The sequence below is a fragment of the Catellatospora sp. IY07-71 genome (assembly GCF_018326265.1).
Classification (GTDB): Bacteria; Actinomycetota; Actinomycetes; order Mycobacteriales; family Micromonosporaceae; genus Catellatospora.
In genome coordinates, this window is record NZ_AP023360.1 from 2883579 (window position 1) to 2910158 (window position 26580).

A 26580-nucleotide genomic window follows, 5' to 3' on the forward strand; every position below is an offset into this window, starting at 1 on the left:
CATCGGTGCCGTTCAGCAACAGCTACTCGCTGGGGTACAGCATCGGTTGTGGCCCGTCGCGGTGAAATCGGCGGGACCTACTCCTTCGAGGGGTAGAAGGCCACGAACCAGTCGCCGGTCATCCGCTCGGCCTCCACCGAGATCGTGACCAGCGACCCCGGGACCGGGTCCCAGCGGCCGCCGCTGATGCGGTTCCGCCCGGCCTGCAGGGACGCGGAGATGGGTGCGGTTCCCCAGGGCGGGGTGACGCTGCCGTCGTTGCTTTGAACGGTCCACGGCAGGGTGCCGAAGTCGAGCGTGTGTATCGCCACGCCGTCCACGGAGATCCGCAGCCGTCCGGGCGTCTGCGACCGGGCATGCAGGATCAGCGACCCGCGCCAGACCACGGTGACGCTGGGCGGACCACCGGCGTCGATCCTGGTGATCTTCGCGGGATCGACGGACTTCAGCACGCGATTGAGCGGAGTCGGCTGCGTAGACGGAGTGACCAGTGGAAACTCCTCGAATGAGATCAGTTCGCCGATCGACACGGCCACCGTGCCAACCGGCAGCGGCTCTTCCGTCTGCAACTTCAGGCTCACCTCGGCCGGCTTGCCGGGGACAAGGCCCAGCCGCGCCGGGTCCAGTACGCCGAAAAAGCTCTTCAAGGCGATCGGCTCGTCCACGCACGCGCCCGACCACGCCTCCCGGCCGTTGACCCGGGCGTACACCGCGACGTTCAGCGACCCGGGAAAGCGGCAGGTCACGAACAGCGCCTCCGGCCGCTCACCCGGCGTCCAGACCAGTGCCCGGTCCAGACCTTCGGCGTAGCCGTACTGCGCAGACGGCCCCAGCCGGTAGTAGTCGACGTCGAACGGCATGGTGCTGGTCTGCGCATACGTCGGAAGCTGGAGCCGGAACGCGGGCTCCGGCAGGGTCTTCGCGCGCACCTGCGGCAGCAGGGCATACGCGGCGACCAGCGCGATCGCGGCCAGGCAGGCGGCAGCGACGGTGATCGCCGTGCGCCGCCGGCGCCGCCGCTCGATGCGCCCGCGCACCGCGACCAGGCGCTCGTTGCCGACGGGCGCCTCATCGCCGGACGGCAGGGGCAGCGCTTGCAGGCTGGGGTCCAGCCGCAGCTTCGCCAGTCCTTTGGACGCGTGGGTCTTCACCGATCCGGCGGATATGTCGAGCGTCCGCGCGATGTCGGCCTCGCTGAGGTCCTCGAAGTAGCGCAGCACCAGCACGAGGCGCTGCTGCCGGGGGAGCCGGGACAGCGCCCGCCAGACCCGGTCGCGCTCGTCGACGTCCGCCTGCGGCACGGGTCCGGCCTGCTCGGGCAGGATCTCGGTCGGCCGCTCGCCGGTCCAGCGCCGCCGCCACCAGGACTTGAACGTGTTGGCCAGCACCCTGAGCACGTACGGCTCCGGGTCGCCGTCGATGCGCCGCCAGGCCGACCAGCACTTCACCAGGGTCGTCTGCAGCAGGTCCTCGGCCAGGGCGTGGTCCCCCGTGAGCAGGTACGCGACGCGCAGCAGATGCCGCGCGCGCGTCGTGACGAACTCGTCGAACGTGGCCGCCTCGGCCATTGCCGTACCTCCGGGTCTCGCTGGTCCACAGCAGTTACGCACCGGAAGCTGTCCGAGGTTGAACCGTGCGGGTGCGAATCTCGGGATGCGCGAGGATAGCGGGGTGGAGATGTGGAACAACCCGTCGTGCTCGAAGTGCGCCGCGGCGCGGGAGACGTTCGAGCTGGCCGCGGTGCCGGTGACGCTGCGCCCGTACCTGACCGCGCCGCCGACCGCAGCCGAGCTGGCGGACGTGCTGGGACGGCTGGGCGCGCAGCCGTGGGAGATCTGCCGCCTGGGCGAGCCGGTCGCCGCCGAGCTGGGCCTGGACAGCTGGCCTCGCGACGAGGCGTCGCGCGAGCGCTGGATCGCCGCGATGGCGGCCCACCCCGAGCTGATCCAGCGGCCGATCCTGCTGCTCGACGACGGCACCGCCGTGGTCGGCCGCACGCCGGAGGCGCTCAGCCAGGCACTCTCGGCCGCCCGGCCTGCGGAGCAGCCTCCGCCGCGGTGACTCGTCCGGCGCACGCCGCGGCTCCCTGGGCGTTGCCTGTCGTGAAGATCGCGGTCTCGTGTCAGAACCTGCGGTCTGGCTGCACTTTGTGACACGAGATGGCGATCTTCACGGGTGGACAGCACCCCGCCCCTGAAACAGGCGCGGGATCAGGTCAGGGCAGGAGGGCGTTCACGTCGCCGTATGCCAGGCCGCCCTCGACGGCGGTGTAGGTGCCCTTGGCCTGCAGCTCCTCGGCCGCGCGGCGGACCACCGCGTAGGCCGCCTCGGCGACCGACGAGCCTAGGCTGACCCGGGCCACGCCCAGCTCGGCCAGCTCGGCGACGGTGGGGGAGCCCGGCCCGACCAGGATGTTCAGCGGCGCCCCGACCGCCGCCACCAGCTCGGTGATCACCGCCGGGTCGGCCGTGCCCGGCACGAACACGCCGTCCGCGCCCGCGTCGACATAGGCCCGCGCACGGGCGAGCGCGTCGGCGACCGTGCCGCCGTGGAAGAACGTGTCCACCCGCGCGTTGACGAACAACCCGTCCCCGGCCGCCGCGCGGGCCGCCGCGAAGCGCCGCGCCGCCTCCACCACGGTCAGCTGCGGGGCAGCGCCGCTACGGTCGCTGTCCTCAAGGTTGATTCCGGCCGCGCCCGCCGCGATGACCAGCCGCACCGTCTCCGCGACCCCCGCCGCGTCGTCGGCGAACCCACCCTCGATGTCGGCGGTCACCGGCACCGACACGGCGGCGACGACCCGGGCCACCAGGTCCACGGCGCGGTCCCGGTCGAGCACGTTGCCGTCCTTGGCGCCGAGGCTCCACGCCACGCCCGCGCTGGTGGTGGCGACGGCCGCGGCGCCGGCCTGCTCGACGACCCGCGCACTGGCCACGTCCCAGGCGTTCGCGAGCCGCAGCGGGTCACCGGGCCGGTGCAGCGCACGGAAGACGTCGTACTTGTCAGCAGTCATGGCCACAGTCGATCACGAGCCACCGACATGGGACCGGCGGTGATCGGACCTGACCGTCCCGCCGCCGGGGAGCCGGTATGGTGCGTCGATGCGACAGACGTCGACGAGCCGCGCCTTCGCGGGCGCGCTGAGCACGGTCCAGCTGGTGCTGGTGCTGGCGTACGCCTACGGGGCCGTGGCCTACCTCACCACGGACGCGCTGTACTTCCCGGAGCAGTCGCCGCCCGGCTGGTCCTGGCCTGCGGTGCTGGCGACCGCGCTCGGCTTGCCGCTGGCTGTGCTGTGCCTGGCCTTGGCGGCAGGCGCGTGGCGCTCGCCGGAGGTCCGGTCCGCGCCGCGGGTGCGTGTCGCACTGGCCGCCACCAGCGTGGCGACGCTGCTGGCGCTGCTGGTGATGGCCACCCCGCCCGGCTGGGAGCTGTTCGACTGGTACGTCAGCTGACCGGCTGCTGCTCCGGCTCCGCGCGGCGCACCGTGCGCTGCTCGGCCCACTGCGACGTCTCGGACGCGACCAGGCTCTCCACGTTCTCGACGAGGATCGTCTCGGCGCGGTCGGCGTCGTAGGGCGCCGCGCCCGCGCTCCACATGACCGTCTCGCGCTGCAGGGCGACCAGCGTGGCGCTGAACCGGATCCAGCTCTCACCCGGCCGTACCAGCTGCCGCAGCCCGGCCAGGACCGCCACCAGCGCGCCGAGCACCGCCGTCACCGCGGCCGGGGCACCGAGCGCGACCGCGGCGGGGATGCTCGCCGCGACGACGACGGTCACGCCCTCCAAGGTGTAGTTCGCGATGCGCTGGCGGCGCACCTGCCGCTCGTACCACCCGAGGCGCTCGTGCACGCTGAGCGGTAGCGGGGCGCCGCCGGGCGAGGTGAGCCGCTGCCACCACACGGGCTGTTCCGCCATGCCGTCCGCCTCCCGGTCGCCGAAGTCCCGATGATGGTGGCACGGTCCTTCCCGGACGGACAGTCCTCGGTTCGGTCGTAGTCCCGACGGTTTCGCGTCACGGTCCGGGCACTCTCGGTACGCGAAATTGTCGGACCCCGCGTTTAGCGTGCGTCCCATGAGGCCGGACACGAACGACCCGCGAGCGGTGGAGCGTACGTTCACGGAGATCATGCGAATCAACGACGTGCTCCAGGCGAGCCCGCTGAGCGTGCTCGCGGCGCGGTTCCGCGGGCTGTCCCGGCAGCTCGCGGCAGGCGAGATCACGCGGGAGCAGCTGGAGGCGCGGATGGCCGAGAGCCGCCGGATGCTGGGCTTCCCGGTCGACGGCGAGCGGGAGGCGTGCTGATGGACGACGCTGCGATGCGCCGCGAGTTCGAGGCCATCCTCGCCGCGAGCGGGCTTGCGGTTCCTGCCACGCACAGCCTGCTCAGCTTCCGGATCCGCTACTGGGCCCGGCTGGTGCGGGCCGGGCGCATGACGCGCGCCGAGTTCGACCAGCGCGTCGCCGCCGCCCGCCGCGAGCTGCGCGCCGCCGGCGACTGACGGCACCTGCGGAGAGGCGTCCGCCTGAACGCCTCTCCGCATACCCCCTAGGCCTTCTCCTCCAGGTCCAGGCAGACGCTGTTGATGCAGTAGCGCGCGTCCTTCGGGGTGAAGCCCTCGCCGTCGAACCGGTGCCCGAGGTGCGAGTCGCAGTTGGCACAGCGCACCTCCACGCGCACCATGCCCAGCGACCGGTCCTCGATGTACTTGATGGTCCCCGGCAGCGCCTCGTCGAAGCTCGGCCAGCCGCAGTGGCTGTCGAACTTCGTGACGCTGTCGAACAGCGCCGTCCCACACGCACGGCACTTGTACGTGCCCGCCGTCTTGGTGTTGACGTACTTGCCGGACCACGGTGCCTCAGTGCCCGCCTGGCGCAGCACCCGGAACTCCTCCGGGTCGAGGCGCACGCGCCACTCCTGCTCGCTCAGCTGGCTGACGTTCTGCTCCATGCCTCGACCGTACGCGGTAGCGTCGGGCCATGCCCAAGGCGCAAGCGCTCGAATACGAGGTCGGTAACCGTACCGTAAGACTCAGCAGCCCGGACAAGGTCTTCTTCCCGGAACGCGGCTACACGAAGCAGGACCTCTTCGAGTACTACCTGGCCGTGTCCGAGCCCATGCTGCGCTACATGCGGGACCGGCCGACGATGCTGCAGCGCTTCCCGGACGGCCTCGACGGGGAGATGTTCTTCCAGAAGCGGGTGCCCCAGCGCGGCGTGCCCGAGTGGATCACCACCGCGGAGATCAAGTTCCCGAGCGGGCGCAAGGCCGACGAGCTGTGCCCGCAGGAGCCGGCGGCGCTGCTCTGGGCGGCGCAGATGAGCACGGTGGTGTTCCACCCGTGGCCGGTGCGCGCCCCCGCCACGGAGAACCCCGACGAGCTGCGCATCGACCTCGACCCGCAGCCAGGGACCGGGTTCGCTGACGCGGTCAAGGTGGCCGCGCTCGCCCGCGAGGTGCTGAACGACGCCGGGCTGGTCGGCTACCCGAAGACCTCCGGCGGCCGGGGCATCCACATCTACGTGCGGATCAAGCCCGACTGGCCGTTCGTCGAGGCGCGGCGCGCGGCGATCGCGTTCGCCCGCGAGCTGGAGCGGCGCGACCCGGTGGCGATCACCACGGCGTGGTGGAAGGAGGAGCGCGGCGAGCAGGTCTTCATCGACTACAACCAGATGGCCCGCGACCGCACCATCGCCGCGCCGTACTCGCTGCGGGCCAACCCGCGCGCCACGGTGAGCACCCCGGTCACCTGGGAGGAGCTGGCGCAGGTCGAGCCGGACGACTTCGATCTGCGCACCGTGCCGCCGCGGCTGGCCGAGGTCGGCGATCTCTACGCCGGCATGGACGACGTCGCGCACGACATCTCCACGCTGCTGGAGTGGTGGGAGCGGGACGAGCGGGATCACAAGCTCGGCGAGATGCCGTACCCCCCGGATTATCCGAAGATGCCCGGCGAGCCGATGCGGGTGCAGCCCAGCCGCGCCCGCACCGACCACGCCGAGTGACGCCTACTGGGGCGGGCAGACCGTCCCGGCCGGCGGCACCTCCAGGTTGATCAGGAAGTTGTTGACGTACCGGTTGATGCAGCGCGTCTCCGGGTAGGCGGTGTGCCCCTCGCCGTCCCAGGTGAGCACGACGCCGACGCCGAGCATGTCGGCCAGCTTCTGGGTCTGCTCGTACGGCGTCGCCGGGTCGCCCTTGGTGCCCACCACCAGGATCGGCGGCGCGCCCTCGGCCTTGCCCGTCGGGTACGGCTCGGGCTCGGTGGGCCACACCGAGCAGGTGAGCATGCCCACCGCCAGCGGCGCGCCGAACAGCGGATACTTCTGCCGCCACTCGGACTGCAGCTTGCGGATCTCCGCGATCGTGGCCGGGTCGCCGTCGTCGGCGCAGTTCACCGCCGCGTTGGCGTCGAACAGGTTGGTGTACTCGCCGTTGGGGCCGCGGTCGGCGTAGGAGTCGGCCAGCGCGAAGATCGCCTCGGACTTGCCGTCCTGCAGGTCGGCCAGGGCCTGCCCCAGGTCGGGCCAGCGGGCCTGGGTGTAGAGCGAGGACACCACGCCCCAGAAGATCCAGCCCGGGGTGGCCTTGCGGCCGTCGGGGTTGCCGACCGGGTTGGTCTCGGCCTCCTGCATGAGCTTCTCGACGACCGCGCGGGCGTTGCCGTCGATGGGGCACTGGCTCTTGTTCTCGGTGCACCAGGCGGTGAAGTTGTCGAACGCGCGCTCGAAGCCCATCGCCTGCTTCTCCGACGACTCGATCGAGGTCTGCGTCGGGTCGACCGCGCCGTCGAGCACCATGGCGCGGATGTTCTGCGGGTAGAGCTGCGCGTACACCGCGCCGAGCAGGGTGCCGTACGAGTAGCCGAGGTAGTTCATCTTGCCCTCGCCCAGCGACTCGCGGATCGCCTCCATGTCCCGGGCGGCCTGCTTGGTGCCGAACAGCCCCAGGCGCTCGCCGTACTTGGCCTTGCAGCCGTCGACCATGCGCCGGGTGAGCGCGTCGACCTCCTGGAACTCCGGCCAGGTGACCGGGTCGGGGTCGGACGCGAAGGTGGCGTCCAGATCGGCGTCGGTGTAGCAGTCGACCGGCGTGGACCGGCCCACGCCGCGCGGGTCGAACCCGACGATGTCGAAGCGCCGGGTGATCTCGACGGGCAGGCCGCGGGTGAGGTACGCCGCCAGGTCGATGCCGGACGCGCCGGGCCCGCCCGGGTTGACCATGAGCGCGCCGATGCGGTCGCGCTGGTCGGTGGCGCGGGCGCGCATCACCTCGATGTCGATGGTCTGGCCGTCGTCGGGCTTGTTCCAGTCCGCCGGGACCTTCACCGTCTTGCACTCGAAGGTGAAGTCGGACGGCGCCTTGCCGAGCAGTGCGGCCGGGATCTCCGGGCAGAGCCGCCAGCCGGCCTCGGGGCTCGCCGCCGGGCGCGGGCTGCCGCCGAAGTTCGGCAGCGGCAGCACGCATCCGGTGGTGGTCATGGTCGCGGCCACCAGCGCGACGACGGCGCGGGCCACCCTGTTGTACCTGAGACGCACGAGCGTGTTCACTCCCCCCGGAGACGGATCCGCCCGAGCCTACGGGGTACCCAGTACCTCGTCGACGTTGAGGCTGATAGGACGGTCGAGTTGGTCATAGGAGCAGGACCGGGGGTCGCGGTCCGGCCGCCAGCGCTTGAACTGGGCGGTGTGGCGGAAACGGTCGCCCTCCATGGCGTCGTAGGCGACCTCGACCACCAGCTCGGGGCGTAGCGGTTCGAAGGCAAGGTCCTTACCCCCTGTCCAGCGGCTGGGCGCTCCCGGCACGCGCTGACCGTCCGAAGCCGACGCCCACGGGTGCCCGGTGGGGTTGCGGTACGGCTCCAGCTCGGTGAGCAGCTCGGCCCGCCGCGCGGCGGTGAACGACGCGCTGACCCCGACGTGGTGCAGGGTGCCCTGGTCGTCGTAGAGGCCGAGCAGCAGCGAGCCGACCACCGGCCCCGAGGTGTGGTATCGGAAGCCGGCCACCACCGCGTCCGCCGTGCGCGAGTGCTTGATCTTGTGCATGAGCCGCTTGTTGGGGGCGTACGGGATGTCGGCGGGCTTGGCGATCAGTCCGTCCAGCCCCGCGCCCTCGAACGCGGTGAACCACTCGCGCGCCGTGTCCGGGTCGGTGGTCACCGGGGTCAGGTGCACCGGCGGCTCCACGTGCGCGAGCGCCTGGGTGAGCAGGGCGCGGCGCTGGGCGTACGGCTGGTCCATCAGCGACCGGTCGTCCAGCGCGAGCAGGTCGAACGCGATGATGTCGGCCGGGATCTCGGCGGACAGTTTGCTCACCCGGCTCGCGGCCGGGTGGATGCGCTGGCTGAGCAGGTCGAAGTCGAGGCGGGGGATGCTGCCCTCGTCACGCCGGATGATGACCAGCTCGCAGTCGATCACGGAACGCGGGGGCAGCTGCTTGAGGGCCTGGTTGACGACCTCGGGGAAGTAGCGGGTCAGCGTCTTGCCGCCGCGGCTGGCGAGCTCCACCTCGTCGCCGTCGCGGAAGATGATGCAGCGATATCCGTCCCACTTGGGCTCGTACGTCATACCCGGCTCGGTGGGCAGCTTCGACACCGGCTTGGCCAGCATCGGCTCCACTGGGGGGTTAACCGGCAGATCCATGCCACCAGTCAACCAGCAAACCCCCCATCCCGCGCCGAACCTCCCCGTTGATCATGAACTTATGTCACGGTTCGGCGGCGTGTCGTGGCCACGAGCTCCTGATCGACAGCGCAGCCTTCTGATCGACAGCGCGGCGGCGTCAGGCCGGTGAGCCGAGGCTCGCCTGCTCCTGCTCGAAGCGGAACTCGCGGATGAAGCAGTCCCGGGGCTGACCGACCGCGAACAGCACGCAGTCCGCGACCGACCGGGCCGTGAGCATCGCCTGCGCGGTACGCGGCCCGTCCTGCACGAAGTCCGGCGGGAACAGCGAGATCACCCGGATGCCCTCGGGGCGCAGCCGGTGCGACAGGATCCCGGCGAGCCCGGCCTGCGCGTGCTTGGCGGCGTAGAAGGCGGGATGGGCGGTCGAGCGATGGTGTCCCGGCTCGCCACAGCCGGAGATCAGGTTGACGATGTCCGGTCGTGCCGACGCGCGCAGCAGCGGCAGCAGGTGCTTGACCAGCAGGGTGGTCCCCGTCGCCGCCCCGCCGATCAGGTCGGCGACCGTCTCGTCCGAGGCGTCGGCCAGGTCCGGGCCTTTCGCGTACGCCGCCGCGTTGTTGACCAGCACATCCAGGTGCCCGGTACGCGCGGCGACGGCGGCGGCGAACTCGCGTACCGCGCCCGGATCGGCCAGGTCGCACCTGAACGCCTCGGCCCAGCCTCGGCCGTCCCGGTTGATCAGTTCGGCGGTGGCACGCGCGGCGTCGGCATCCCGCGCCGACAGGTACACCTGCGCGCCGCGTGCGGCGAAGTCGGTGGCCAGCAGCCGCCCTGTGTCGCGCCCTGCTCCGGTGATCGCCACTCGTAGTCCCTCGAAGTTCATGCCGCCGATCCCACCACCTCAACCGCGCTGGAGGTCAACCACCGCCCCGTCCCAACGCCGCCACTCCCCGGGCCGACGGTGATCACGGTGCCGGGGTGGGGACGCGCCGTCGAACACGTCCATAAGTTCATGATCGACGCAGCGGAAAGCTGCAACAAAGCTGCACACGGGATGGGTTGTGTTAGGGAAAGCGCTTTCCTATGCTGCGGGGACGAGTTGAGTTACATCGATGTTTCGATGTCGCGGCGAGGAGGAAGGCGCATGAAGGTACGTACCAGGCTCGCCACCGCCGCGGTGGCGGCCATGACGGCGGCGGTGGTGCTCTACGCGGGCACGGCCAGCGCGGCCACGATGTTCAGTGACGACTTCAACGACGGCAACTCCACCGGGTGGACCACGTCCGGGGGGACCTGGACGGTGGGCGCGGACGGCACGCCGGTGCTGCGGCAGTCCGGGACCAGCTCCGACGCGCGGGCCCGCGCGGGCGCCACCTCCTGGTCGAACTACACGGTGTCCGTACGCGTGAAGCTGACCGCGGTCAACGGCACCAACCGCTTCGCGGCGGTGCTGGCCCGCGCCCAGTCCAACACCAGCTACTACTACCTGGCCCTGCGCACCAACAACACGGTCGAGCTGAAGAAGCTGGTCGGCGGGTCGTCCACGACCCTGGCCAGCGCGGCGGTCACGGTGACCACGGGCACGTGGTACACGCTCAGCCTCAAGGTCAGCGGCAGCGGCCTGGAGGGCAGGGTCAACGGCGGCAGCACGGTGACCGCGACCGACAGCCAGTTCGCCACCGGCCAGGTCGGCGTCGCGACCTACAACGCGGCCGCCAACTTCGACGACGTGCTGGTCGTGGACGCGGCCGGACCGTCGCCCAGCCCGAGCGCGAGCAGCAGCCCCGGCAGCTCGCCGAGCGCGAGTGCGAGTCCCAGTCCGAGCGCGAGCCCCAGCGCCAGCCCGAGCCCCAGCGGGCCGCCGCCGAACCCGCCGGGTCCCGGACAGCCGGACGGGTTCGCCACGGTCGCCGGGTACGGCCAGGCCACCACCACGGGCGGCGCGGGCGGGCCGACGGTCACCGTGGACACCACCGAGGAGTTCCTCGACTACATCGCGCGCACCGGGCCGTACACGATCCAGGTGTCGGGCACGATCACGCTGCCGACCGGCAACACCGACGGCATGCACAACGTGACCTCGGACAAGACCATCGTCGGCCTCGGCTCGACCGCGCGCCTGGTGGGCGGGGGCCTCAACATCGGCCTGCCGATCAGCGACGCGGTCACCTCGCCGCCGGCGAACGCCGTACACAACATCATCATCCGGAACCTGTCGATCAGCGGCGCGAGCGACGACCTGATCAACGTGCAGATGTTCTCGCACCACATCTGGATCGACCACAACGACCTGTCCGACGGCGGCGACGGCGCGCTCGACATCAAGCGCGGCTCCGACCTGCTCACCGTGTCCTGGAACAGGTTCCACGACCACGACAAGACCACCCTGGTCGGTCACGACGACGCCAACGGCGCGCAGGACACCGGGCGGCTGCGGGTGACCTACCACCACAACTTCTTCGACCGTTCCGACCAGCGCAACCCGCGGGTGCGCTTCTCGCCGCTGGTGCACGTCTACAACAACTACTACTTCGACAACAGCTACGGCATCGCGTCGACCAACGAGTCCGGCCTGTTCGTGGAGGGCAACTACTTCTACAGCGTGAACAACCCGGGCCGGGTCGAGTTCAGCGGGCCGCTGGGCCGCATGGTCGAGCGCAACAACATCCTCGTCGAGTGCAACCACCCCATCGAGGTGCGCGGCACCGTCACCGACCCGGCGACCTTCTACCCGTACACCGTGGACCCGCCGGCCTCCGTCCCGACCATCGTGCCCGCCGGTGCGGGCGTCGGAAAGATCTGAGGGGGTACGCGATGAGACAGCGCGACGATTCCGGGACGCCCAGAGTGCGGACCCGCCGCAGCATGGTGCACCGGGCCTGGGCCGCGACCGCGGTGCTGGCCGCCACGATCGCGGTCAGCGCGTTCGCGGTCGGCCGGGCCGACGCGGCCACCCTGCTCAGCGACGACTTCGCCGACGGCAACTCCGCCGGCTGGTCCACCTCGGGCGGCAGCTGGTCGGTCTCGGCGCAGGCCTACCGCCAGTCGAGCACCGGCGCCGACGCGAAGGCGCAGGCCGGTGCGACGGTCTGGACGGACTACACGGTGCGGGCGCGGGTGCAGCCGCTCGCGTTCGGCAACAGCACCCGCGCGGCCGGGGTCACCGCCCGCGCCCAGAACATGACCAGCTTCTACGCGCTGGTGCTCACCGGCGGCGGCACGGCGCAGCTGCGCCGCGTCTCTGGCGGGGGAGTGACCGTGCTGGCCAGTGCTCCGGTGCCGGTCAGTACGGGCACCTGGTACACCCTCGCGCTGTGGGTGAACGGGTCGCAGCTGTCCGGCGCGGTCGACGGGGTGACGGTGGTCAGCGCCACGGACGCCACGTTCGCCGCGGGCCGGGTCGGGCTGGTCGCCTCGTACACCAGCGCGGTCTTCGACGACGTGACCGTCGACGGCGGGCCGGGCACGCCGCCCAGCCCCAGCGCCAGCGCACCGCCGTCGCCGAGCGCGTCGCCGCGCCCCAGCCCCAGCGCGTCACCGAGCCCCAGCGCCAGCGCTTCCCCCAGTCCGAGCGCGTCGCCGTCGCGGCCGCCGAGCCCGTCGCCGAGCACCAGCCCCGGCCCGGTCCCGCCGAACCAGGCCGACGGCTTCGCGGGGGTGAACGCGCTCGGCCAGAACGGCACCTACGGGGGCGTGGGCGGCCCGACGGTGGTCGTCGACACCACCGAGGAGCTGCTCACCGCCATCGACACCATCGGCCCGATGATCATCCAGGTGCAGGGCGCCATCACCATCGACAGCAAACGCGGCGTCCGCCCGAACAAGACGATCATCGGCCTCGGCTCGACCGCGACGATCAACGGGGGCGGGTTCGACTTCTACCGGTCGTACAACGTCATCGTGCGGAATCTGACCTTCACCAACGCCGAGGACGACGCGGTCAACGTGGGCCAGAACTCGCACCACGTCTGGATCGACCACAACCGCTTCGTCGCGCCCGTCGACGGCTCCATCGACATCGTGCGCGGCGCCGAGTACGTCACCGTGTCCTGGAACCACTTCGACCACACCGACAAGTCGATGCTGATCGGCCACTCCGACGGCAGCGGCAGCGAGGACATCGGCCACCTGAAGGTGACCGTCCACCACAACTTCTTCGACCACAGCCGCCAGCGCCACCCGCGCGTGCGCTGGGGCGACCCCGTCCACGTCTACAACAACTACTTCCTCGGCAACGAGCTCTACGGCGTCGCCTCCACCCAGAACGCCGGCGTCCTCCTGGAGGGCAACTACTTCGAGAACGTGCCCTACCCCTGCTTCTCGGCCAGCGGCTACGCCGACAGCGGCCCCGGCCGCCTCGTCCAGCGCAACAACGTCTTCGTCGCCTCCGGCCCCTGCGAAGTCTCCGGCACGGTCGCCGACCCCGGCGCCCACTACTCCTACATCGTGGCCGCCCCGGGCACCGTGCCCGCGACGGTCACCTCCGGCGCCGGCCCAGGCCGGCTCTAGCGGTGGCGGTGGGGCGGCCCTCGGACCGCCCCACCGGCCGGAGCCGCCCCTCCACCGCGTTGATCATGAACTTATGGACGTGTTCGGCGGCGCGTCCCGACCCCGGCACCGTGATCACCTGACTGCGGCGGGGGCGGCGGCGTAGGTTCGGGCAGGTGGGCACGTTGGTGTCGGTGAACGTGGGGATGCCGCGGGACGTGGTGTGGCACGGGCGGACCGTGCGCACGGGGGTATGGAAGCAGCCCGTGGCCGGGCCGGTGATGCTGCGGCGGCTGAACCTGGACGGGGACGGGCAGGGTGACCTCGGCGGGCACGGCGGCGAGCAGCGGGCGGTGCTGGTGTACCAGCTCGACTCATACCGGCACTGGCAGCGGGAGCTGGGCCGTGACGACCTCAGCCACGGCAACTTCGGCGAGAACTTCACCGTGGACGGGCTGCCCGACGACGAGGTGTGCATCGGTGACCGCTACCGGGTCGGCGAGGCCGTGGTGGAGGTGACCCAGCCGCGGGTCACGTGCTACCGGGTCGGGCTGCGGATGGGCGAGCCGCGGCTGCCCGCGTTGCTGGTCGCGCACCACCGGCCGGGGTTCTACCTGCGCGTGCTGACCGAGGGGCTGGTCCAGGCGGGGGACGAGTTCGTCAAGCTGTCCACCGGGCCCGAGGCGATGACCGTCGCCGAGATCGACGCGCTGCTGTACCTGCCCGGCCACCCCCGGGACGGGGCCGAGCGGGCGCTGCGCATCCCCGCGCTGAGCCCCGGCTGGCAGGAGTCCATGCGGGCGCTGCTGGCCCAGGAGGAGGGCCGGGAGGGCAACGCGGGCCTGGTCGCCACCGTTGCGCCGCCCGCCTGGGCCGGGTTTCGCCCGCTGACCGTGATCGGGTACGAGGAGGTCACGCGGGACGTGTTCTCGCTGCTCCTAGCCTCTGCCGACGGTGTGCCGCTGCCCGCCGCGCTGCCGGGGCAGTTCCTCACCCTGCGCCTGCCCGCCCCGGACGGGCCGCTGATCCGCAGCTACTCGCTGTCGGGGACGCCGGGCGATGCGGTGTACCGCATCAGTGTCAAGCAGGAGCCGCACGGCGCGGCAGGGGCCTACCTGCGCGCGAACATGCGCCCCGGCGTGACGGTCGAGGCCGCCGCGCCGCGTGGCACGTTCACGCTCGAACCCGGCGACGGGCCGGTGCTGCTGCTGTCGGCGGGCATCGGGGTCACGCCGGTGCTGGCCATGCTGCACGCGCTGGCGGCGCAGGGATCCGCGCGCCAGGTGTGGTGGGTGCACGGTGCGCGCGACCGCGCCGAACACGCGTTCGCCGCGGAGGCGGCGGCGCTGCTCGCGCGGCTGCCGGGCGGACACGCCCACATCTGCTACAGCCGCCCCGGCCCGGACGATCTCGCGGGCCGTGACTTCACCACCGCCAGCCGGGTGACCGCCGATGTGCTGCGCGGCCTGCGGCTGCCGGTGGACACGGTCGCCTACCTGTGCGGACCGGCGGCGTTCATGACGGAGGTCTCGGCCGCGCTGGGCGAGCTGGGCCTGAGCGCGGTGCACACCGAGCTGTTCGGCGCCCAGCCGGGCCTCACCCCCGGCATCGCGGCAGCCGCCGCGGTGGCACCGCATGCGCCGGCGGGTGACCCCGGACCCGGTCCGGCCGTGTCGTTCGCACGCAGCGGGCTGACCGTCCCCTGGGATCCCGCCTTCGCCAGCCTGCTGGAACTGGCCGAGGCGTGCGACGTGCCGGTGCGCTGGTCATGCCGCATCGGCGTATGCCACACCTGCGAGAGCGGCCTGCTCTCCGGCGACGTCGCCTACCTCCCCGACCCGGTCGACCCGCCCGCCGACGGCAACGTCCTCATCTGTTGCGCCCGACCGCAGACCGACCTGACCCTCGACATCTGACGGCCCCGTCCATCCAGGTGATCACGGTGCCAGGGTCGCGACACGCCGCCGAACACGCCCATAAGTTCATGATCAACCCGGAGAGGGGGTGGGTGGGGGAGCCGGCGGGTCAGTAGGTGTGGAAGGTGCGGAGGGGCTGGCGGGGGCCGTATTTGGGGGCGCCAAGGCCGGAGAGTTCGATGAGGTGGCAGACGCGGCCGCGGTGGCCGGTGAAGGGGGAGAGGAGTTCGAGCATGCGGGCGTCGGTGCCGCGGGGTTCGCCGGCCAGGGCGTAGCAGACGAAGTTGGGCAGGTGGAAGTCGCCGACGGAGACGGCGTCGGGGTCGCCGAAGACGACCGCGGCGGTCTCGGCGGCGGTCCAGGGGCCGATGCCGCGGATGGTGAGCAGGTGGGCGGTGAGGCTGGCGCTGTCGGGGCGGCGTTGGAGGCGGGCGGCCTGGGCGGCGACCCGGCGCAGCGTGTCGGCGCGCTTCTGCTCCAGCCCCAGCGGGTGGAACTCGTAGTACGGCGTGGCGGCGATGACCTCGGGCTCGGGCGGCAGCCACAGCCGCTCGGCGGGGCCCGGGGCCTTGCTGCCGAACTTCCGGACGATCGCGGAGTACGCCCGGTAGGCCTCGGTGCCGGTGACCTTCTGCTCGCAGACGGCGCGCAGCAGGCGGGGGAAGGCCAGGCGGGTCGCGGGCAGGCGCAGCCCGGCGTGTTCCCGCGCCAGCCGGGCGACGAACGGGTGCGCCTGCGACAGCTCGGGGAAGCCGGTGAGATCGTCGCGCAGCCCGGCGATCGCGTCGGCGTGCCCGGCCAGCCAGCCGGCGCCCTCGCCGTACGCCTCGACGTGCAGGTGGCCGGCCGCGGAGCGCAGGGCGAGGCTGCCCGGTCCCTCGGGGGTCCGGGCAGCCAGCCAGTACACGCCGTCGATCCAGCGCGAGCAGGGGTCGTGCCGGCCGAGGCTGAGCTGCCCGAGCGTGGTGGCGATGTCGTATCGCTCGGGCAGCTCGTGTCGCTCGGTCACGGCATCGAATCTGCCACGCTCAGACGGCCAGCCACAGTGCGGGGGTGGTGGCGGGCTCCCAGCCGGTCAGCGAGGTGTGCGCCTGGCGGCAGGTGTAGACCTTGCCGCCGTACGTCACGCGGGCGCCGACGGCGTAGCTGACGTTCGGCGCCCAGGCCGGGGTGCTGCCGGTCGGGCTGGCGCTGGGCGACGCGCTCGGCGACGTGCTGGGGGAGGTGCTGGGCGACGGCGACGCGCTCGGCGAGGTGCTGGGCGACGGCGACGCGCTGGGCGACGCGCTCGGGGAGGCCGAGACGGACGGCGATGGGACGGTGCCGCCGATGACCACGTCGGCGCAGGAGTAGAACGCCTCGGGGCTGTCCGAGCGCTGCCAGATCATGTAGATCAGGTGGCGGCCCGGGTGCCCGGCCGGGATGGTGCCGGTCAGGCTGTAGTAGCCGTCGACGACGGCGGGGTCGGTGACGTTCAGGAACGGGCTGGCCTCGAGGTCGCTCCAGCGCAGCGGCGTGAGCGGGTTGTAGCCGGGCCGGGTGATGTAGAGCTGCCAGTTGCCCCGGTGCGGCGCGGTGGCGCGGATGCGGAACGTGTACGCGCCGGACGCGGGCAGCGTCGTCGTCTTCCAGTCGCTGCGGCCCAGGTCGAGGCCGGCGTACTTGCTGCGGTTGGCGCTGCACAGCTTGCCGTCGGGGATGAGGCTGCGGTGCTGCCCGGCGGCGTTGGCGATGTTCACCTCGTTCCAGTCGTAGAGCGGCTGGGTGCCGCCGAGCGCGACGACGGCCTGGCAGGCGGGGGTGTCGGGGGACTCGGGGCCCTCCAGGTAGCAGGAGTAGACCCGGCTGGCCGGGGTGGTCATGGTCCCGTGGCTCGACGCGCTGCCCGACAGGGCGAGCACGGCAAGGGTGGGCACGATGGCCAGCAGGGTCGTGGCGACGGCAGCGCGGGAAGCGACGCGCATGCGATTCACCTCTCTAGGGAAGTTCTCCAATAAGGAAACTTAACTAAGAGATGAACGTACGCCCCGCCGTCACGGTGATCAATGCTCCGAGACCCGACCGCGACCTACCGTTCAGGTATTTCAGCCAAAGTTAAGGAACGCCGCGTCGTCGGCCGCCAGTTTCCCGGAAAGTGCAGGCCTAACCGGGCCGATACGTGCAGTTTCCCCGAAACTGCCACCCCGGCGGGGCGCGTCAGGCGGCGGTGCGGTGGGCGGCCAGGGCCAGGGCGCGGTGGAGGAGTTTGCCGTCGCCGAGGAGGTGGCGGAGTTTCTTCTCCAGGCCGGCGATGGGGACCAGGTTCTGCGGGGCGCGGGGGTCCTTGTACGGCAGGGACGCGAAGCGGGGGATCGTCGCCGTGGACAGGTCGGCCAGGGCTACCGCCTGGTGCTCGGGCACCTCGGCCGAGCACTCGACGCGCACCACGCCCGCCCAGGGCGAGGTGCCGCCGTGCGGCAGGCGCAGGTACCAGGTCAGACGCTCGTAGACACCGGTGATCCGGAACAGCGGGGTGCGCTGGCCCGCCTGCAGCGCGGCGACCACGCCGATCAGGCGCTCGGGCAGGTACTGCTTCTGCTGGGTCTTGATGTAGCCCAGGGTGCGCGGCAGCGCGTCGCGGCTGCGCAGCGGGCCGTCCACGATGAGCAGGTCACCGTCCTCGCGCAGCTGCCGGGATACCTCGATCTCCAGCTCGGTGAGCGCGCCCTGCAGCCGGTTGGACAGGTCCTTCTCGTCGGCGTTCAGCACAGACTCGGCCCGGTAGCGGGCGGCCTGGCCGGCGTCCACATCGGTGGGCTGCTCGGCGGCGGTGAACAGGGTGCGCTCCACCTTCACGCCGGTGACGCTGGCCCCGGTCGAGCGCTCGCAGCGCACCACCCCGGCCGCGTACGAGCTGGCCAGGCCGGGGCGGGTCACCCCGTCGTGATCCTCGATCCACAGCCGCGCGTCGGTGCGGCGTACGCCGTCGACGAGCAGCACCACGTCCGGGGCGCATACGCCCGGCGGGGTGTCCAGGGGCCGCCAGGACGCCGAGGGCAGCTCGATCTCGGGGTCGAGCTTGGCGCTGCTGGCCTCGGCCGGTCCGCGATCGGAGCCCTCGATGCTGGCCCCGAAGCCCGGATCCCAGGCGTCCACATGGAACTTCATGAGATCTGTCTACCAGCCCTCGTCTATCCGAGCCGCTCCACGCGGGCGGTGCGGGCGTCCTTGGTGATCTCGAAGCGCACCGGGATGCGCTCGGCCAGCGCCTGGACGTGGGTGACCACGCCGACCATCCGATCGCCGGTGGCGGCCAGGTTCTCCAGCGTCGCGGCGACCGTGTCCAGGGTGGACGCGTCCAATGTGCCGAAACCCTCGTCCAGCATGATGGACTCCAGGCTCGCCGTCGGGGACAGGCCGCCGAGCTGGTCGGCCAGCGCGAGCGCCAGCGCCAGCGAGGCCTGGAACGTCTCGCCGCCCGACAGCGTGCGCACGGTGCGCCGCAGCCCGGCGTCGTGGTGGTCCACCACGAAGAACTCGCGGTCCTCGTGGATCAGGTCGTACTGCCCGTTGGACAGCTCGCGCAGGATCGCCGACGCGCCGTCGACCAGCGCGTCCAGCGCCTCCTGCAGCAGCCACGCCTCGAAGTTGTTGGCCCGCAGGTGCGTGGCCAGCGCCGTGGCCACCTGCTTGTCGGCCTCGACCGCGGCCCGCTGCGCGCGCAGCGCCTCGGCCTGCGCCCGCCGCTCCAGCAGCGCGTCCCGCGCGGCGGCGGCGCGCTCCACGGTGACGGCGGCGGCGCGCTGGTGCTCCCCGGCGCCGGGTCGGCGCAGCTCGGCGGCGGCGAACAGCTCGTCGAGCCGGTGCACCAGGCCCGCCGCGTGCTCGCGGGCCTGCGCCAGCCGGGCCCGCTCGCCGTCCCGGGCGGCCTGCGCGGCCCCCGCCTGCTCGCGCGCCCAGCCGTCGAGGGTGCGCCAGGCGGCGGCCAGGTCGTCGCGGTCGGCCGGGGGCGGGGTCAGCGCGGCGACGCTGTCGCGGGCCGTGTCGAACGCCCGCCAGCCCGCGGTCAGCCGGTCCTGCGCCTGCTGCGCGCCCGCGGCCGCGCGGCGCTGCTGCTCCCGGGCGGTACGCAGCGCGGCGGTGGCCTCGGTCAGCTCCCGGCGCAGCGCCTCGGCCGCGGCGAGCTGCTCGCGGAGCACGGGCACCGGTGCGGCACCCTCCAGCACGCGGGCCACCTCGGCGGCGCGCGCGGTCATCGGCTCGTGCTGTGCCGTGGCGCGGGTAAGCCGACGATCGGCCTCGGTGACGCGGCGGTCCAGCTCCTCCCGGCCGGAGCGGGCCGTGGCCAGTGCCTTCTCGGCCTGCTCGACGACCTTCTTGGCCGCGGTCATCGCGGGCTGGTCCGGCATGGCCGGCACCTTCGCCACCGGCTGGGTGCAGACCGGGCAGTCGTGTCCCGCCTTCAGGTCCCGCCGCAGCCAGGCCGCCCGGTCGGCGGTCTGCGCGGCGAGCAGCGCCTGCTGCGCCTCGGTCAGGCCGGTCTCGGCCTGCTTCTCCCGGGCCAGCGCCTGCTGCTGGGAGCCGAGCGCGGCCTCGTGCACCTGCCGGGCCTGCGCCGCGGCGGCGGTCAGCTCGGCGAGCTGGGTCTGCAGGCGGGCGGACTCGGCGTACGCCTCCAGCAGGCCGCGCAGCACCGTCGGGTCCGGGGCCGCCTCCAGCTGGGCGCGCACCTTCTCCTCGGACTCCTCGGCGGTGCCCACCGCGATCGCGGCGTCCTGCGCGGCGGCGGCGGCCGACCGGGCCGTCTCGGCCAGCGTCGCCACCCCGGCCGGGGTCGCGACCGCGGTCAGCACGCGCAGCCGCTGCTCGGCGGCGGCCGCGTCGGCGGCGACCTGCTCGGCCTGGCGCTGCGCCGCGTCCAGCTCCGGCAGCGCCGCGTCCACCGCGGCGGCCAGCACCCGGACCCGCTCGACGCGCTGCTCGGCGGCCTCGATCGCCTCGTCGGACGCCGCCGCGGTCAGCTCGGCCAGCACCGGCTCGGTCGCGGCCAGCTTGCCGTTGGCCTCGGTGACCAGCCCGGCGGCCCGCTCGCGGATCTTCTCGTACACGTCCAGGCCCAGCAGCCGGACCAGGATCTCCTGCCGCTCGGCGGGCCGCGCGTGCAGGAACGCGGCGAACGCGCCCTGCGGCAGCACCACGCACTTCACGAACTGGTCGTACGGGAGGCCCACCACTTCGGACACGGCGTGGTCCAGCTCGCTCGGGGTGCCGGCCAGCGCCTCGCCCAGCTCCTCCAGCAGCTCGTCACCGTCCAGCACGGACGCGTCGAAGCCCGGGGTGAGCGCCTGGAGCCCGGCGGCCCGGGTCGCCACGCGACCCTTGCCGTCGCGGCGGACCACTCGCGTCGCGGCGTACCGGGTGCCCCCGGCCTCGAAGATCAGCCGGACCGCGGCCTCGGTGGCGGACGGGGCCAGCGCGTGCGCGACGCTCTTGCCGCCGCCCCAGCGCGGCGCGGTGCCGTACAGCGCGAAGCAGATCGCGTCCAGCAGCGTCGACTTGCCCGAGCCGGTCGGCCCGACCAGGGCGAAGAAGTCGCAGTCGGTCAGATCGACCGTGGTCGGCTCCCGGAACACCGTGAAGCCGCGCAGGTCCAGTCGCAGCGGTCTCATCGCAGGTCCTCTCCTCGGCAGGCCCGGTGCCCTCGGCCGCAATGCTGCCGGATCACCCCGACACTTCCTGATAGAGCCGCTCGAACAGGTTCTTCGTCGCCGGGTCCTCGTGGCCGCGGTGGGTCAGGTAGTCCGAGAACAGCTGCGGGGCGCTGCGGCCGTTGCGCTGCGGGCGCGCGGTGCGCGTCGCCGCGTCGGGCAGCACCGACGGGTCCACCCGGATCTCCAGCGCGCGCGGATACAGCTCCTGGACCTGCTCGCGCAGCCCGGCCCGGGGCGGCTCGGCAACGTACACCCGCAGCCAGGCGTCGTCGGCGTTGTTCGCCTCGGCCTGGGCGGCCAGCTCCGCCAGCGTGCCGCGCAGCGTACGCAGCGGCGTCGCCGCGGGCAGCGGCACCGTGCGCGCCCGCGCCGACGTCTGCGCGGTGACCTCGACGATGGTGACGCTCGGGGTGTTCTCCTCCTCGCCGAAGTCCACCGCGATCGGCGAGCCGCTGTAGCGCACCGGGCACGCGCCCGGCAGCAGCTGCGCCCGGTGCAGGTGGCCCAGCGCCACGTAGTGCGCGTTGCTCGGGAACACCGACGACGGCACCGCGTAGCCGAGGATGCAGTGCGCGTCCCGCTCGCCGCCGCCCATCGTGCCGCCGACCACGGTCAGGTGGGCGGTGAGCAGGTTGACCGCGCCCGGGTCGGTGAACGCCTCCGCGGCCAGCCGCGACATCAGCCGGGCCAGGTGATCAGCGTACGTTGCCTGCGCCTCCGCCTCGGTCAGCTCGAACATCTCCAGCGCGCGCACCGCGTACCGCTGGGACAGGAACGGCAGCGCGACGCAGCTCCACCGCTCGCCGCCCTTGGTGGTGCCGGTGACGATGTGGTCGGCGGGGTTCTCGCTGACCCGGCCGCGCAGGATGATCCCGGCCGCGTCCGCCCAGGACCGCAGCGCGTCCAGCGCCGCGCCGTTGTCGTGGTTGCCCGCGATGGCGAGCACCTCCGCGCCGGTGGCGCGCAGCGCGCTCAGCGCCCGGGTCACCACCTTCGTCGCCTCCGGGGACGGGGCGGCCACGTCGAACAGGTCACCGGCCACGATGATCAGATCGGGCTGCTCGGCCTTGGCGATCTGGACCACCGCGTGCAGCGCCGCGATCTGCTCGCTGATCCGGGAGCGGCCCTTGAGCACCTTGCCGACATGCCAGTCGGACGTGTGCAGGATGCGCATCGGGGGAGTCCTCCGGGTCCTTGTCGCAGCGGGGTTCGTGCTGTTCGGGGGCGGCTAGAAGGGGATGTCGTCGTCGGGGATGCCGTTGCGGGCACCCGAGCCGACCACGGCGAACGGGTCCGCTGCGCTGACCAGGCTCGCCAGGGTCGCGCGCGGGGCGGGGCCCGCCTCGCCGGGCCGGGTCGCCCAGGCCGGGAACGGGAACTCCACCGCCAGCGGCACTGGGATCTCCGGCTGGCCCACGAACATGGTGCCCGGCTTGGCCAGCAGCACCCGCTGGCGCTGCGCGGGCGGGAGGAAGCCGTACTCCGGGCGGCCGGCCTCGGCCGGGTCCAGCCGGCCCACCACCCGGATCGCCGAGTTGGCCACGATGCGCCGCTCCACCTCGGACGCGGTCTGCTGCGCGCCGATCAGCACCACGCCCAGCGAGCGGCCGCGCTCGGCGATGTCGAGCAGCACGTCCTTGATCGGGCTGGAGCCGTCGCGGGGCGCGTACTTGTTCAGCTCGTCGAGCACCACGAACAGCAGCGGCTTGGCCGAGCCCGCCTTCTCCTTGCGCTCGAACTCGGTCTTCAGCGTCACACCGACCACGAAGCGCTGCGCCCGGTCCGGCAGGTTGTGCAGGTCCACCACGGTGACCTGGGCGCTCTCCGCGGTGGAGATGCTGTGCGCGCGGCGCTCCGGCAGGTCGCCGCGGATCAGCCGGGCCAGGTCCCGCTTGCTGTTGATCAGGCGCCGGGCGAACGCGTTGACCGTCGCCACGCCGATCGAGCTGCCCGCCCAGACACCCCGGGTGTCCTCGTCGTTCAGCTGCTCGACCAGGTGGTCGACGAGCTGCTCGTAGCTGTTGATCCGGAAGCCGTCGAGGGTGATCGCGCCGTCGGTCGGCACCGCGTGCTTCGCCAGCTGCGCGGTCACCGAGTGCACCACCATCGTGTACTGCTGCCGCTCGTCGTCGGCGTCGGCGAACACGTACGGCAGCAGCCGGTCGGTGCAGAACTGCGCGAGCGTCCAGTAGAACGGGTCCACCCCGGTCAGCCTGCTGGCCACGTCCGGGCTGCCGGTCGGATCACCCGCCCGCGCCGGTGCGAAGACGTTGACCTGCGGGAACGGCGCGGCCTCCAGGCCGAGCTTGTGATACTGCGCGCGGGTGCGCTCGTCCAGCCGAGTGTTCGGGTGGTCGAGGAACAGCAGGTCCTCACCCTTCACGTTGAAGATCAGCGCCTTGGTGTTGACCGCGTCGCCGCCGAACACGCCCGAGCGGAACACGGAGTACAGCAGGAAGGTCGCGAAGCTGGTCTTGGTCGCGACGCCCGAGATGCCGGAGATGGACACGTGCGCGCCCCGGCTGCCGTCGAGGAAGTCCGCGTTGAGGTAGACCGGCATGCCGTCGCGGCCGGTGCCGATCGGCAGGCGGCGGTGCATCCGGTCGAACGACAGCGCACCGTCGCGCGCCGCGCCCTCCGCCCGGAACGCCACCGCGCCCGGCAGCGGCGGCACGTACACCTCGGGATCGACCCGGGTCACCGTGACCTCGGCCGCCTCCTGCACCTGCGCGGGCAGCATGCCGTCGGCGATGGCGAACACGTCCGAGTCGAAGCTCGCGCCCTCATGCCGGGCCCGCACACTGGTCACCACCCCCGCGATGGTCACCGCACCCAGGTCGGGCAACTCCCGCTGGGTCACCACGACGTCGTCGAGCTGCAGGTACGACCCCTCGGCGACCGCGACCCAGAAGGTCAGCGGACTCGCGTCCTCGGTGCCCAGCACCCGCCCGACCGGTGTTCCCGGCTGCTCCTCGCTCACCCGCACGACCCTAGCGGCCACCGGCGACAAAGCCAGCCTTCCGCGCCCCTCTCCGTGACAAGCACCGCTCCCCGTGTCGCCACCCCGACACGGGTCACTCCGATCTTCCACCAGCCAAGATCGCCGTCTTGTGTCGAAAGGTGGGGCTAGACCACACTTTTCGACACGAGTCCGCGATCAAGACTCCCTCCGCGAGGGGAACCCGGGGCCAGCCCGGGGGCCAGCGGGCCATGATCGCTAGTTCGTGTTGAAAGGTAAGCCCCAGCCTCACTTTTCGACACGAAGCACCGATCTTCCCCAGCCATCACGACCAACCCCCGGCCCCCTCCTCCTCGGCGCCAACAGGACCGAGCTCTCACGAGACCGACGGCAACGCCGGAAGGTCAGCGCGGCGGGACCACTCCGACCGCGATCAGACACCCGGTCGGCAGCGCCAACCGCCCGTCGGCAGTCCGGTGGCCGGCGGTGAGCCGCTCGTAATGCGCCCGCGCCGCCGCCACCCCCGACGGCGGCAACGTGGCCAGCACCTTCCCCAGCGACCCCATCCCGCTCGCCGGCGCCGCCCACCAGTCCTCCGGATCGGCGTGGTGCGTCCACACCACCTCCTGGCAGGACAACTCGACCAGCCCGGCCCGCTCCAGCAACCCCCGCAGCCCGTCCGGCGTACGCGAGAAGTTGACCTCCGCCGCGACTCTTGGCAGCGGCGGCGTCGGCGTGGGCAACGCGAGCGCCTCGGTCACATCCCCCCACAGCCGCTGCAGCATCGGCAACGGATACGGCCACACCGTGAACGCGATCCGCCCACCCACCCGGGTCACCCGCCGCAGCTCGGCCAGCGCCGCCACCGGATCCCCCACGTGGTTGAGCACGAAGTTCGCGGTGACCGCGTCGAACGCCTCGTCCTCGAGGTCCAGCCGCGGCAGCACCCCGTGCCGCACGTCGGCCGCGGGCGCGTTGCGCCGGGCCGCGTCCAGCATGCTCTCCTCGGGGTCGACCGCGGTGACGTCCGCGCCGCGCGCACACGCCAGCGCCGCGACGGTCCCGGGCCCGGTGCCGACGTCGAGCACCTTCACCCCGGCCCCGACCCCGGCGGCGTCCAGCAGCGCCGGTGCCGGGTACGCGCACATCAGCGCGAAGCTGCGCTCGTACGTGGCGGCACGCCCCCGCCACGCCCGCCGCTCGTACTCGTCGAACGCGGTCATCCTCACCCCCGAAGCCAGGGGTGAGGATACCCGCCTGATCAGGACCGTCCGGGCGTCTCCTTGCCGGCCAGCAGCCGGACCGCCCAGGCCCCGGTGAAGTGCTGCGGCGTGATGGTCAGCGTGACGACGGTCCCGGCGGGCGGCCGGACGAACCCCGGGATCGGCGGGAGTGACCGGTAGTCGGCGGTGTCCCAGTCCCGCGTGATGTGACCGCCCTCGTAGCTCCACCAGGTCGCGGTGTCGAAGTCGGAGCCGTCGGCGGCGAACGTGAGAACGCCGGGCGTCTGCGCGGCCATGACCAGGGAGTAGTGGTCCCGCCACAGCAGGGTTATGCGCTGCGGCCGCGACGGGTCCGCCGGGTCGCTGTGCACCTCCACCGCCTCGCTGATCGGGGCGTAGGTGATCCCATGGTTGACGACGACCAGGCGCAGATCGAGCTGCTTGAGCCGCTCGGGGCGAGACGGCAGCGGGTAGTCGGCGAAGGGCACGGGCTCGGCGACCGCCATCCCGAGCACGGCGTCGGCGGGAAGCGGCCCGGTCCGCCACTCGCCGGCCGTGGAGTCGTAGTCGCCGTACCCGGTCGCGGTCATGGTGAACACGATCGGCTCGCCCCGGGCGGCGCGGGTCCGTGCCTGCTCGTCAAGGGCACTGGTCCATCCGCCGCCGCAGGAGCCGCTGAGCCGCGGCCCGCCGTTCACCTTGATGGCGACCTCGATGGTGCCGCCGGTCAGTGCCGTCCAGCACTTCTCGATGACGGTGTACGTCGTGACGGTGGGCGCGGGCAGCCAGGTGAGGGTCAGCGTGGTCACCCCCGGCGCGGTGCGCTCGGCGGCGACGACTCTGGTGCCGAGGTGGTACTTGGGGAAACCCTTGACCGTCGGGGGTATCCGGGTGACGGCAGGATCAGGAGCGGCGCGCAGGCTGGGCGCGACGATGTATCCCACGACCACCAGGGCGATCAACGCGGCGAGTGCCCCCGCGGCGGTCGTCCTGCGGCGGCGCCGTACGGCGATCCGGCCCTGCACCTGGTCGAGCCGCAGGTGCTGGGACACGTCCGGCGGGGTGGTGGAGCGGTCGTCCAGCAGGTCCTTCAGGTCGATCATCGGAGGGCCCCCTCGAGCGTGAGCGACTCGTCCAGCCGCAGGCGGGCCAGCGCCTTCGCGGCCTGGCTCTTCACGGTGCCGACGGACACCCCCATGACCTCGGCGATCTGCGCCTCGCTGAGGTCCTCGAAATAGCGCAGCACGAGCACCGCCCGCTGGCGACGCGGCAGCCGCCCCAGCGCCCGCCACACCTCGTCGCGCGCGTCGACGTCCAGGTGCGGTTCGCTGCCCGCCGGTTCGGGCAGCTGCTCGGCGGGCTGCTCACCGCGCCAGCGCCGCCGCCACCAGGTGGCGTACGTGTTGACGAGGATGCGGCGCACGTACGGCTCGGGGTCGGCCTCGATGCGCCGCCAGGCGCTCCACGCCTTGACCAGGCTGGTCTGCAGCAGGTCCTCGGCCTGCCCCCAGTCATGGGTGAGCAGGTAGGCGGTGCGGAGCAGGCGCGACGACCGGGTCGTCACGAACTCCGCGAAGGTGTCGGCGTGCGCCACCAGTCCTCCAGGGATGTCGGTCCCCGGTACTACAAGTCGGCGGACGCTGCGGGTTGCCCGCGCTCGCGGACCGCGTGACGGTAC

At 72.5% G+C, this 26580-nt stretch carries 24 protein-coding genes; 8 read left to right on the top strand and 16 right to left on the bottom strand.

Going from position 1 to position 26580, the window contains the following annotated elements:
• Positions 1-77 precede the first annotated feature (77 nt).
• Positions 78-1568: a SigE family RNA polymerase sigma factor gene (locus CS0771_RS13080; RefSeq protein ID WP_212841214.1), complete on the bottom strand. Its 1491-nt coding sequence runs from the start codon at positions 1566-1568 to the stop codon at positions 78-80.
• A gap of 85 nt (positions 1569-1653) precedes the next feature.
• Here CS0771_RS13080 and CS0771_RS13085 point away from each other — a divergent pair, with 85 nt between their 5' ends.
• Entirely contained in the window at positions 1654-2061 is a 408-nt protein-coding gene (locus CS0771_RS13085) for an ArsC/Spx/MgsR family protein (RefSeq protein ID WP_244870763.1), read from the top strand.
• 154 nt (positions 2062-2215) lie between these two features.
• Here CS0771_RS13085 and CS0771_RS13090 read toward each other — a convergent pair whose 3' ends face one another.
• Positions 2216-3013, bottom strand: a complete 798-nt coding sequence (locus CS0771_RS13090) for an isocitrate lyase/phosphoenolpyruvate mutase family protein (RefSeq protein ID WP_212841215.1) — start codon at positions 3011-3013, stop codon at positions 2216-2218.
• An 88-nt stretch (positions 3014-3101) separates the two neighbouring features.
• On the opposite strand from CS0771_RS13090, the gene CS0771_RS13095 reads away from it, so the two are divergent.
• A complete protein-coding gene (locus tag CS0771_RS13095; RefSeq protein WP_212841216.1) occupies positions 3102-3455 on the top strand; it encodes a hypothetical protein in 354 nt (117 codons plus the stop codon).
• Here CS0771_RS13095 and CS0771_RS13100 read toward each other — a convergent pair.
• Positions 3448-3918, bottom strand: a complete 471-nt coding sequence (locus CS0771_RS13100; protein ID WP_212841217.1) for a DUF4231 domain-containing protein — start codon at positions 3916-3918, stop codon at positions 3448-3450. The genes CS0771_RS13095 and CS0771_RS13100 overlap by 8 nt on opposite strands.
• 157 nt (positions 3919-4075) lie before the next feature.
• Between CS0771_RS13100 and CS0771_RS13105 the strand changes: the two genes are divergently transcribed.
• Positions 4076-4306 carry a hypothetical protein gene (locus CS0771_RS13105; RefSeq protein WP_212841218.1) on the top strand — a complete coding sequence of 77 codons (231 nt, stop codon included), beginning with the start codon at positions 4076-4078 and terminating at the stop codon, positions 4304-4306.
• Complete coding sequence (locus CS0771_RS13110) at positions 4306-4503, top strand: hypothetical protein (RefSeq protein WP_212841219.1); 198 nt, start codon at positions 4306-4308, stop codon at positions 4501-4503. Before CS0771_RS13105 ends, CS0771_RS13110 begins: the two co-directional genes overlap by 1 nt.
• Before the next feature lie 47 nt (positions 4504-4550).
• On the opposite strand, the gene msrB is transcribed toward CS0771_RS13110, so the two are convergent.
• Positions 4551-4952, bottom strand: a complete 402-nt coding sequence (msrB, locus tag CS0771_RS13115) for a peptide-methionine (R)-S-oxide reductase MsrB (protein WP_212841220.1) — start codon at positions 4950-4952, stop codon at positions 4551-4553.
• Between the two features lie 29 nt (positions 4953-4981).
• Here msrB and ligD point away from each other — a divergent pair, with 29 nt between their 5' ends.
• On the top strand, positions 4982-6007 hold the full coding sequence (gene ligD, locus CS0771_RS13120; protein WP_212841221.1) for a non-homologous end-joining DNA ligase: 1026 nt from the start codon (positions 4982-4984) through the stop codon (positions 6005-6007).
• A gap of 3 nt (positions 6008-6010) precedes the next feature.
• Here ligD and CS0771_RS13125 read toward each other — a convergent pair whose 3' ends face one another.
• The 3 genes from CS0771_RS13125 to CS0771_RS13135 form a co-directional block, all read right to left on the bottom strand.
• Entirely contained in the window at positions 6011-7483 is a 1473-nt protein-coding gene (locus CS0771_RS13125) for an alpha/beta hydrolase (protein WP_212845812.1), read from the bottom strand.
• Positions 7484-7579: 96 nt separating this feature from the next.
• Complete coding sequence (locus CS0771_RS13130; RefSeq protein WP_212841222.1) at positions 7580-8644, bottom strand: ATP-dependent DNA ligase; 1065 nt, start codon at positions 8642-8644, stop codon at positions 7580-7582.
• A gap of 139 nt (positions 8645-8783) precedes the next feature.
• On the bottom strand, positions 8784-9509 hold the full coding sequence (locus CS0771_RS13135; protein ID WP_212841223.1) for an SDR family oxidoreductase: 726 nt from the start codon (positions 9507-9509) through the stop codon (positions 8784-8786).
• Positions 9510-9770: 261 nt separating this feature from the next.
• On the opposite strand from CS0771_RS13135, the gene CS0771_RS13140 reads away from it, so the two are divergent.
• From CS0771_RS13140 to CS0771_RS13150, 3 genes are all read left to right on the top strand, one after another.
• Positions 9771-11429 carry a family 16 glycoside hydrolase gene (locus tag CS0771_RS13140; protein ID WP_212841224.1) on the top strand — a complete coding sequence of 553 codons (1659 nt, stop codon included), beginning with the start codon at positions 9771-9773 and terminating at the stop codon, positions 11427-11429.
• 11 nt (positions 11430-11440) lie between these two features.
• The gene (locus CS0771_RS13145) at positions 11441-13135 is read left to right on the top strand and encodes a pectate lyase (RefSeq protein ID WP_244870764.1); all 1695 of its coding nucleotides are present in this window, start codon (positions 11441-11443) and stop codon (positions 13133-13135) included.
• Between the two features lie 155 nt (positions 13136-13290).
• Positions 13291-15030 (top strand): MOSC and FAD-binding oxidoreductase domain-containing protein, encoded by a 1740-nt coding sequence (locus tag CS0771_RS13150; protein WP_212841225.1) that lies wholly within the window; start codon positions 13291-13293, stop codon positions 15028-15030.
• Between the two features lie 109 nt (positions 15031-15139).
• Here the strand turns inward: CS0771_RS13150 and CS0771_RS13155 are convergent, their stop codons facing one another.
• The 9 genes from CS0771_RS13155 to CS0771_RS13195 form a co-directional block, all read right to left on the bottom strand.
• Entirely contained in the window at positions 15140-16039 is a 900-nt protein-coding gene (locus CS0771_RS13155; protein ID WP_212841226.1) for a DNA-3-methyladenine glycosylase, read from the bottom strand.
• A 19-nt stretch (positions 16040-16058) separates the two neighbouring features.
• Positions 16059-16994, bottom strand: a complete 936-nt coding sequence (locus CS0771_RS13160) for a lytic polysaccharide monooxygenase (RefSeq protein WP_244870765.1) — start codon at positions 16992-16994, stop codon at positions 16059-16061.
• 232 nt (positions 16995-17226) lie between these two features.
• Positions 17227-18177 (bottom strand): hypothetical protein, encoded by a 951-nt coding sequence (locus tag CS0771_RS13165; RefSeq protein ID WP_212841227.1) that lies wholly within the window; start codon positions 18175-18177, stop codon positions 17227-17229.
• A 23-nt stretch (positions 18178-18200) separates the two neighbouring features.
• Positions 18201-20678, bottom strand: a complete 2478-nt coding sequence (locus tag CS0771_RS13170; RefSeq protein ID WP_212841228.1) for an AAA family ATPase — start codon at positions 20676-20678, stop codon at positions 18201-18203.
• A gap of 52 nt (positions 20679-20730) precedes the next feature.
• On the bottom strand, positions 20731-21894 hold the full coding sequence (locus tag CS0771_RS13175) for an exonuclease SbcCD subunit D (RefSeq protein WP_212841229.1): 1164 nt from the start codon (positions 21892-21894) through the stop codon (positions 20731-20733).
• A 54-nt stretch (positions 21895-21948) separates the two neighbouring features.
• A complete protein-coding gene (locus CS0771_RS13180; protein ID WP_371821578.1) occupies positions 21949-23706 on the bottom strand; it encodes an ATP-binding protein in 1758 nt (585 codons plus the stop codon).
• A gap of 377 nt (positions 23707-24083) precedes the next feature.
• The gene (locus CS0771_RS13185) at positions 24084-24902 is read right to left on the bottom strand and encodes a class I SAM-dependent methyltransferase (protein ID WP_212841231.1); all 819 of its coding nucleotides are present in this window, start codon (positions 24900-24902) and stop codon (positions 24084-24086) included.
• Between the two features lie 38 nt (positions 24903-24940).
• Entirely contained in the window at positions 24941-26005 is a 1065-nt protein-coding gene (locus CS0771_RS13190) for a hypothetical protein (protein ID WP_212841232.1), read from the bottom strand.
• Positions 26002-26496 carry a SigE family RNA polymerase sigma factor gene (locus CS0771_RS13195; protein WP_212841233.1) on the bottom strand — a complete coding sequence of 165 codons (495 nt, stop codon included), beginning with the start codon at positions 26494-26496 and terminating at the stop codon, positions 26002-26004. The genes CS0771_RS13190 and CS0771_RS13195 overlap by 4 nt, the downstream gene beginning before the upstream one ends.
• Positions 26497-26580 lie beyond the last annotated feature (84 nt).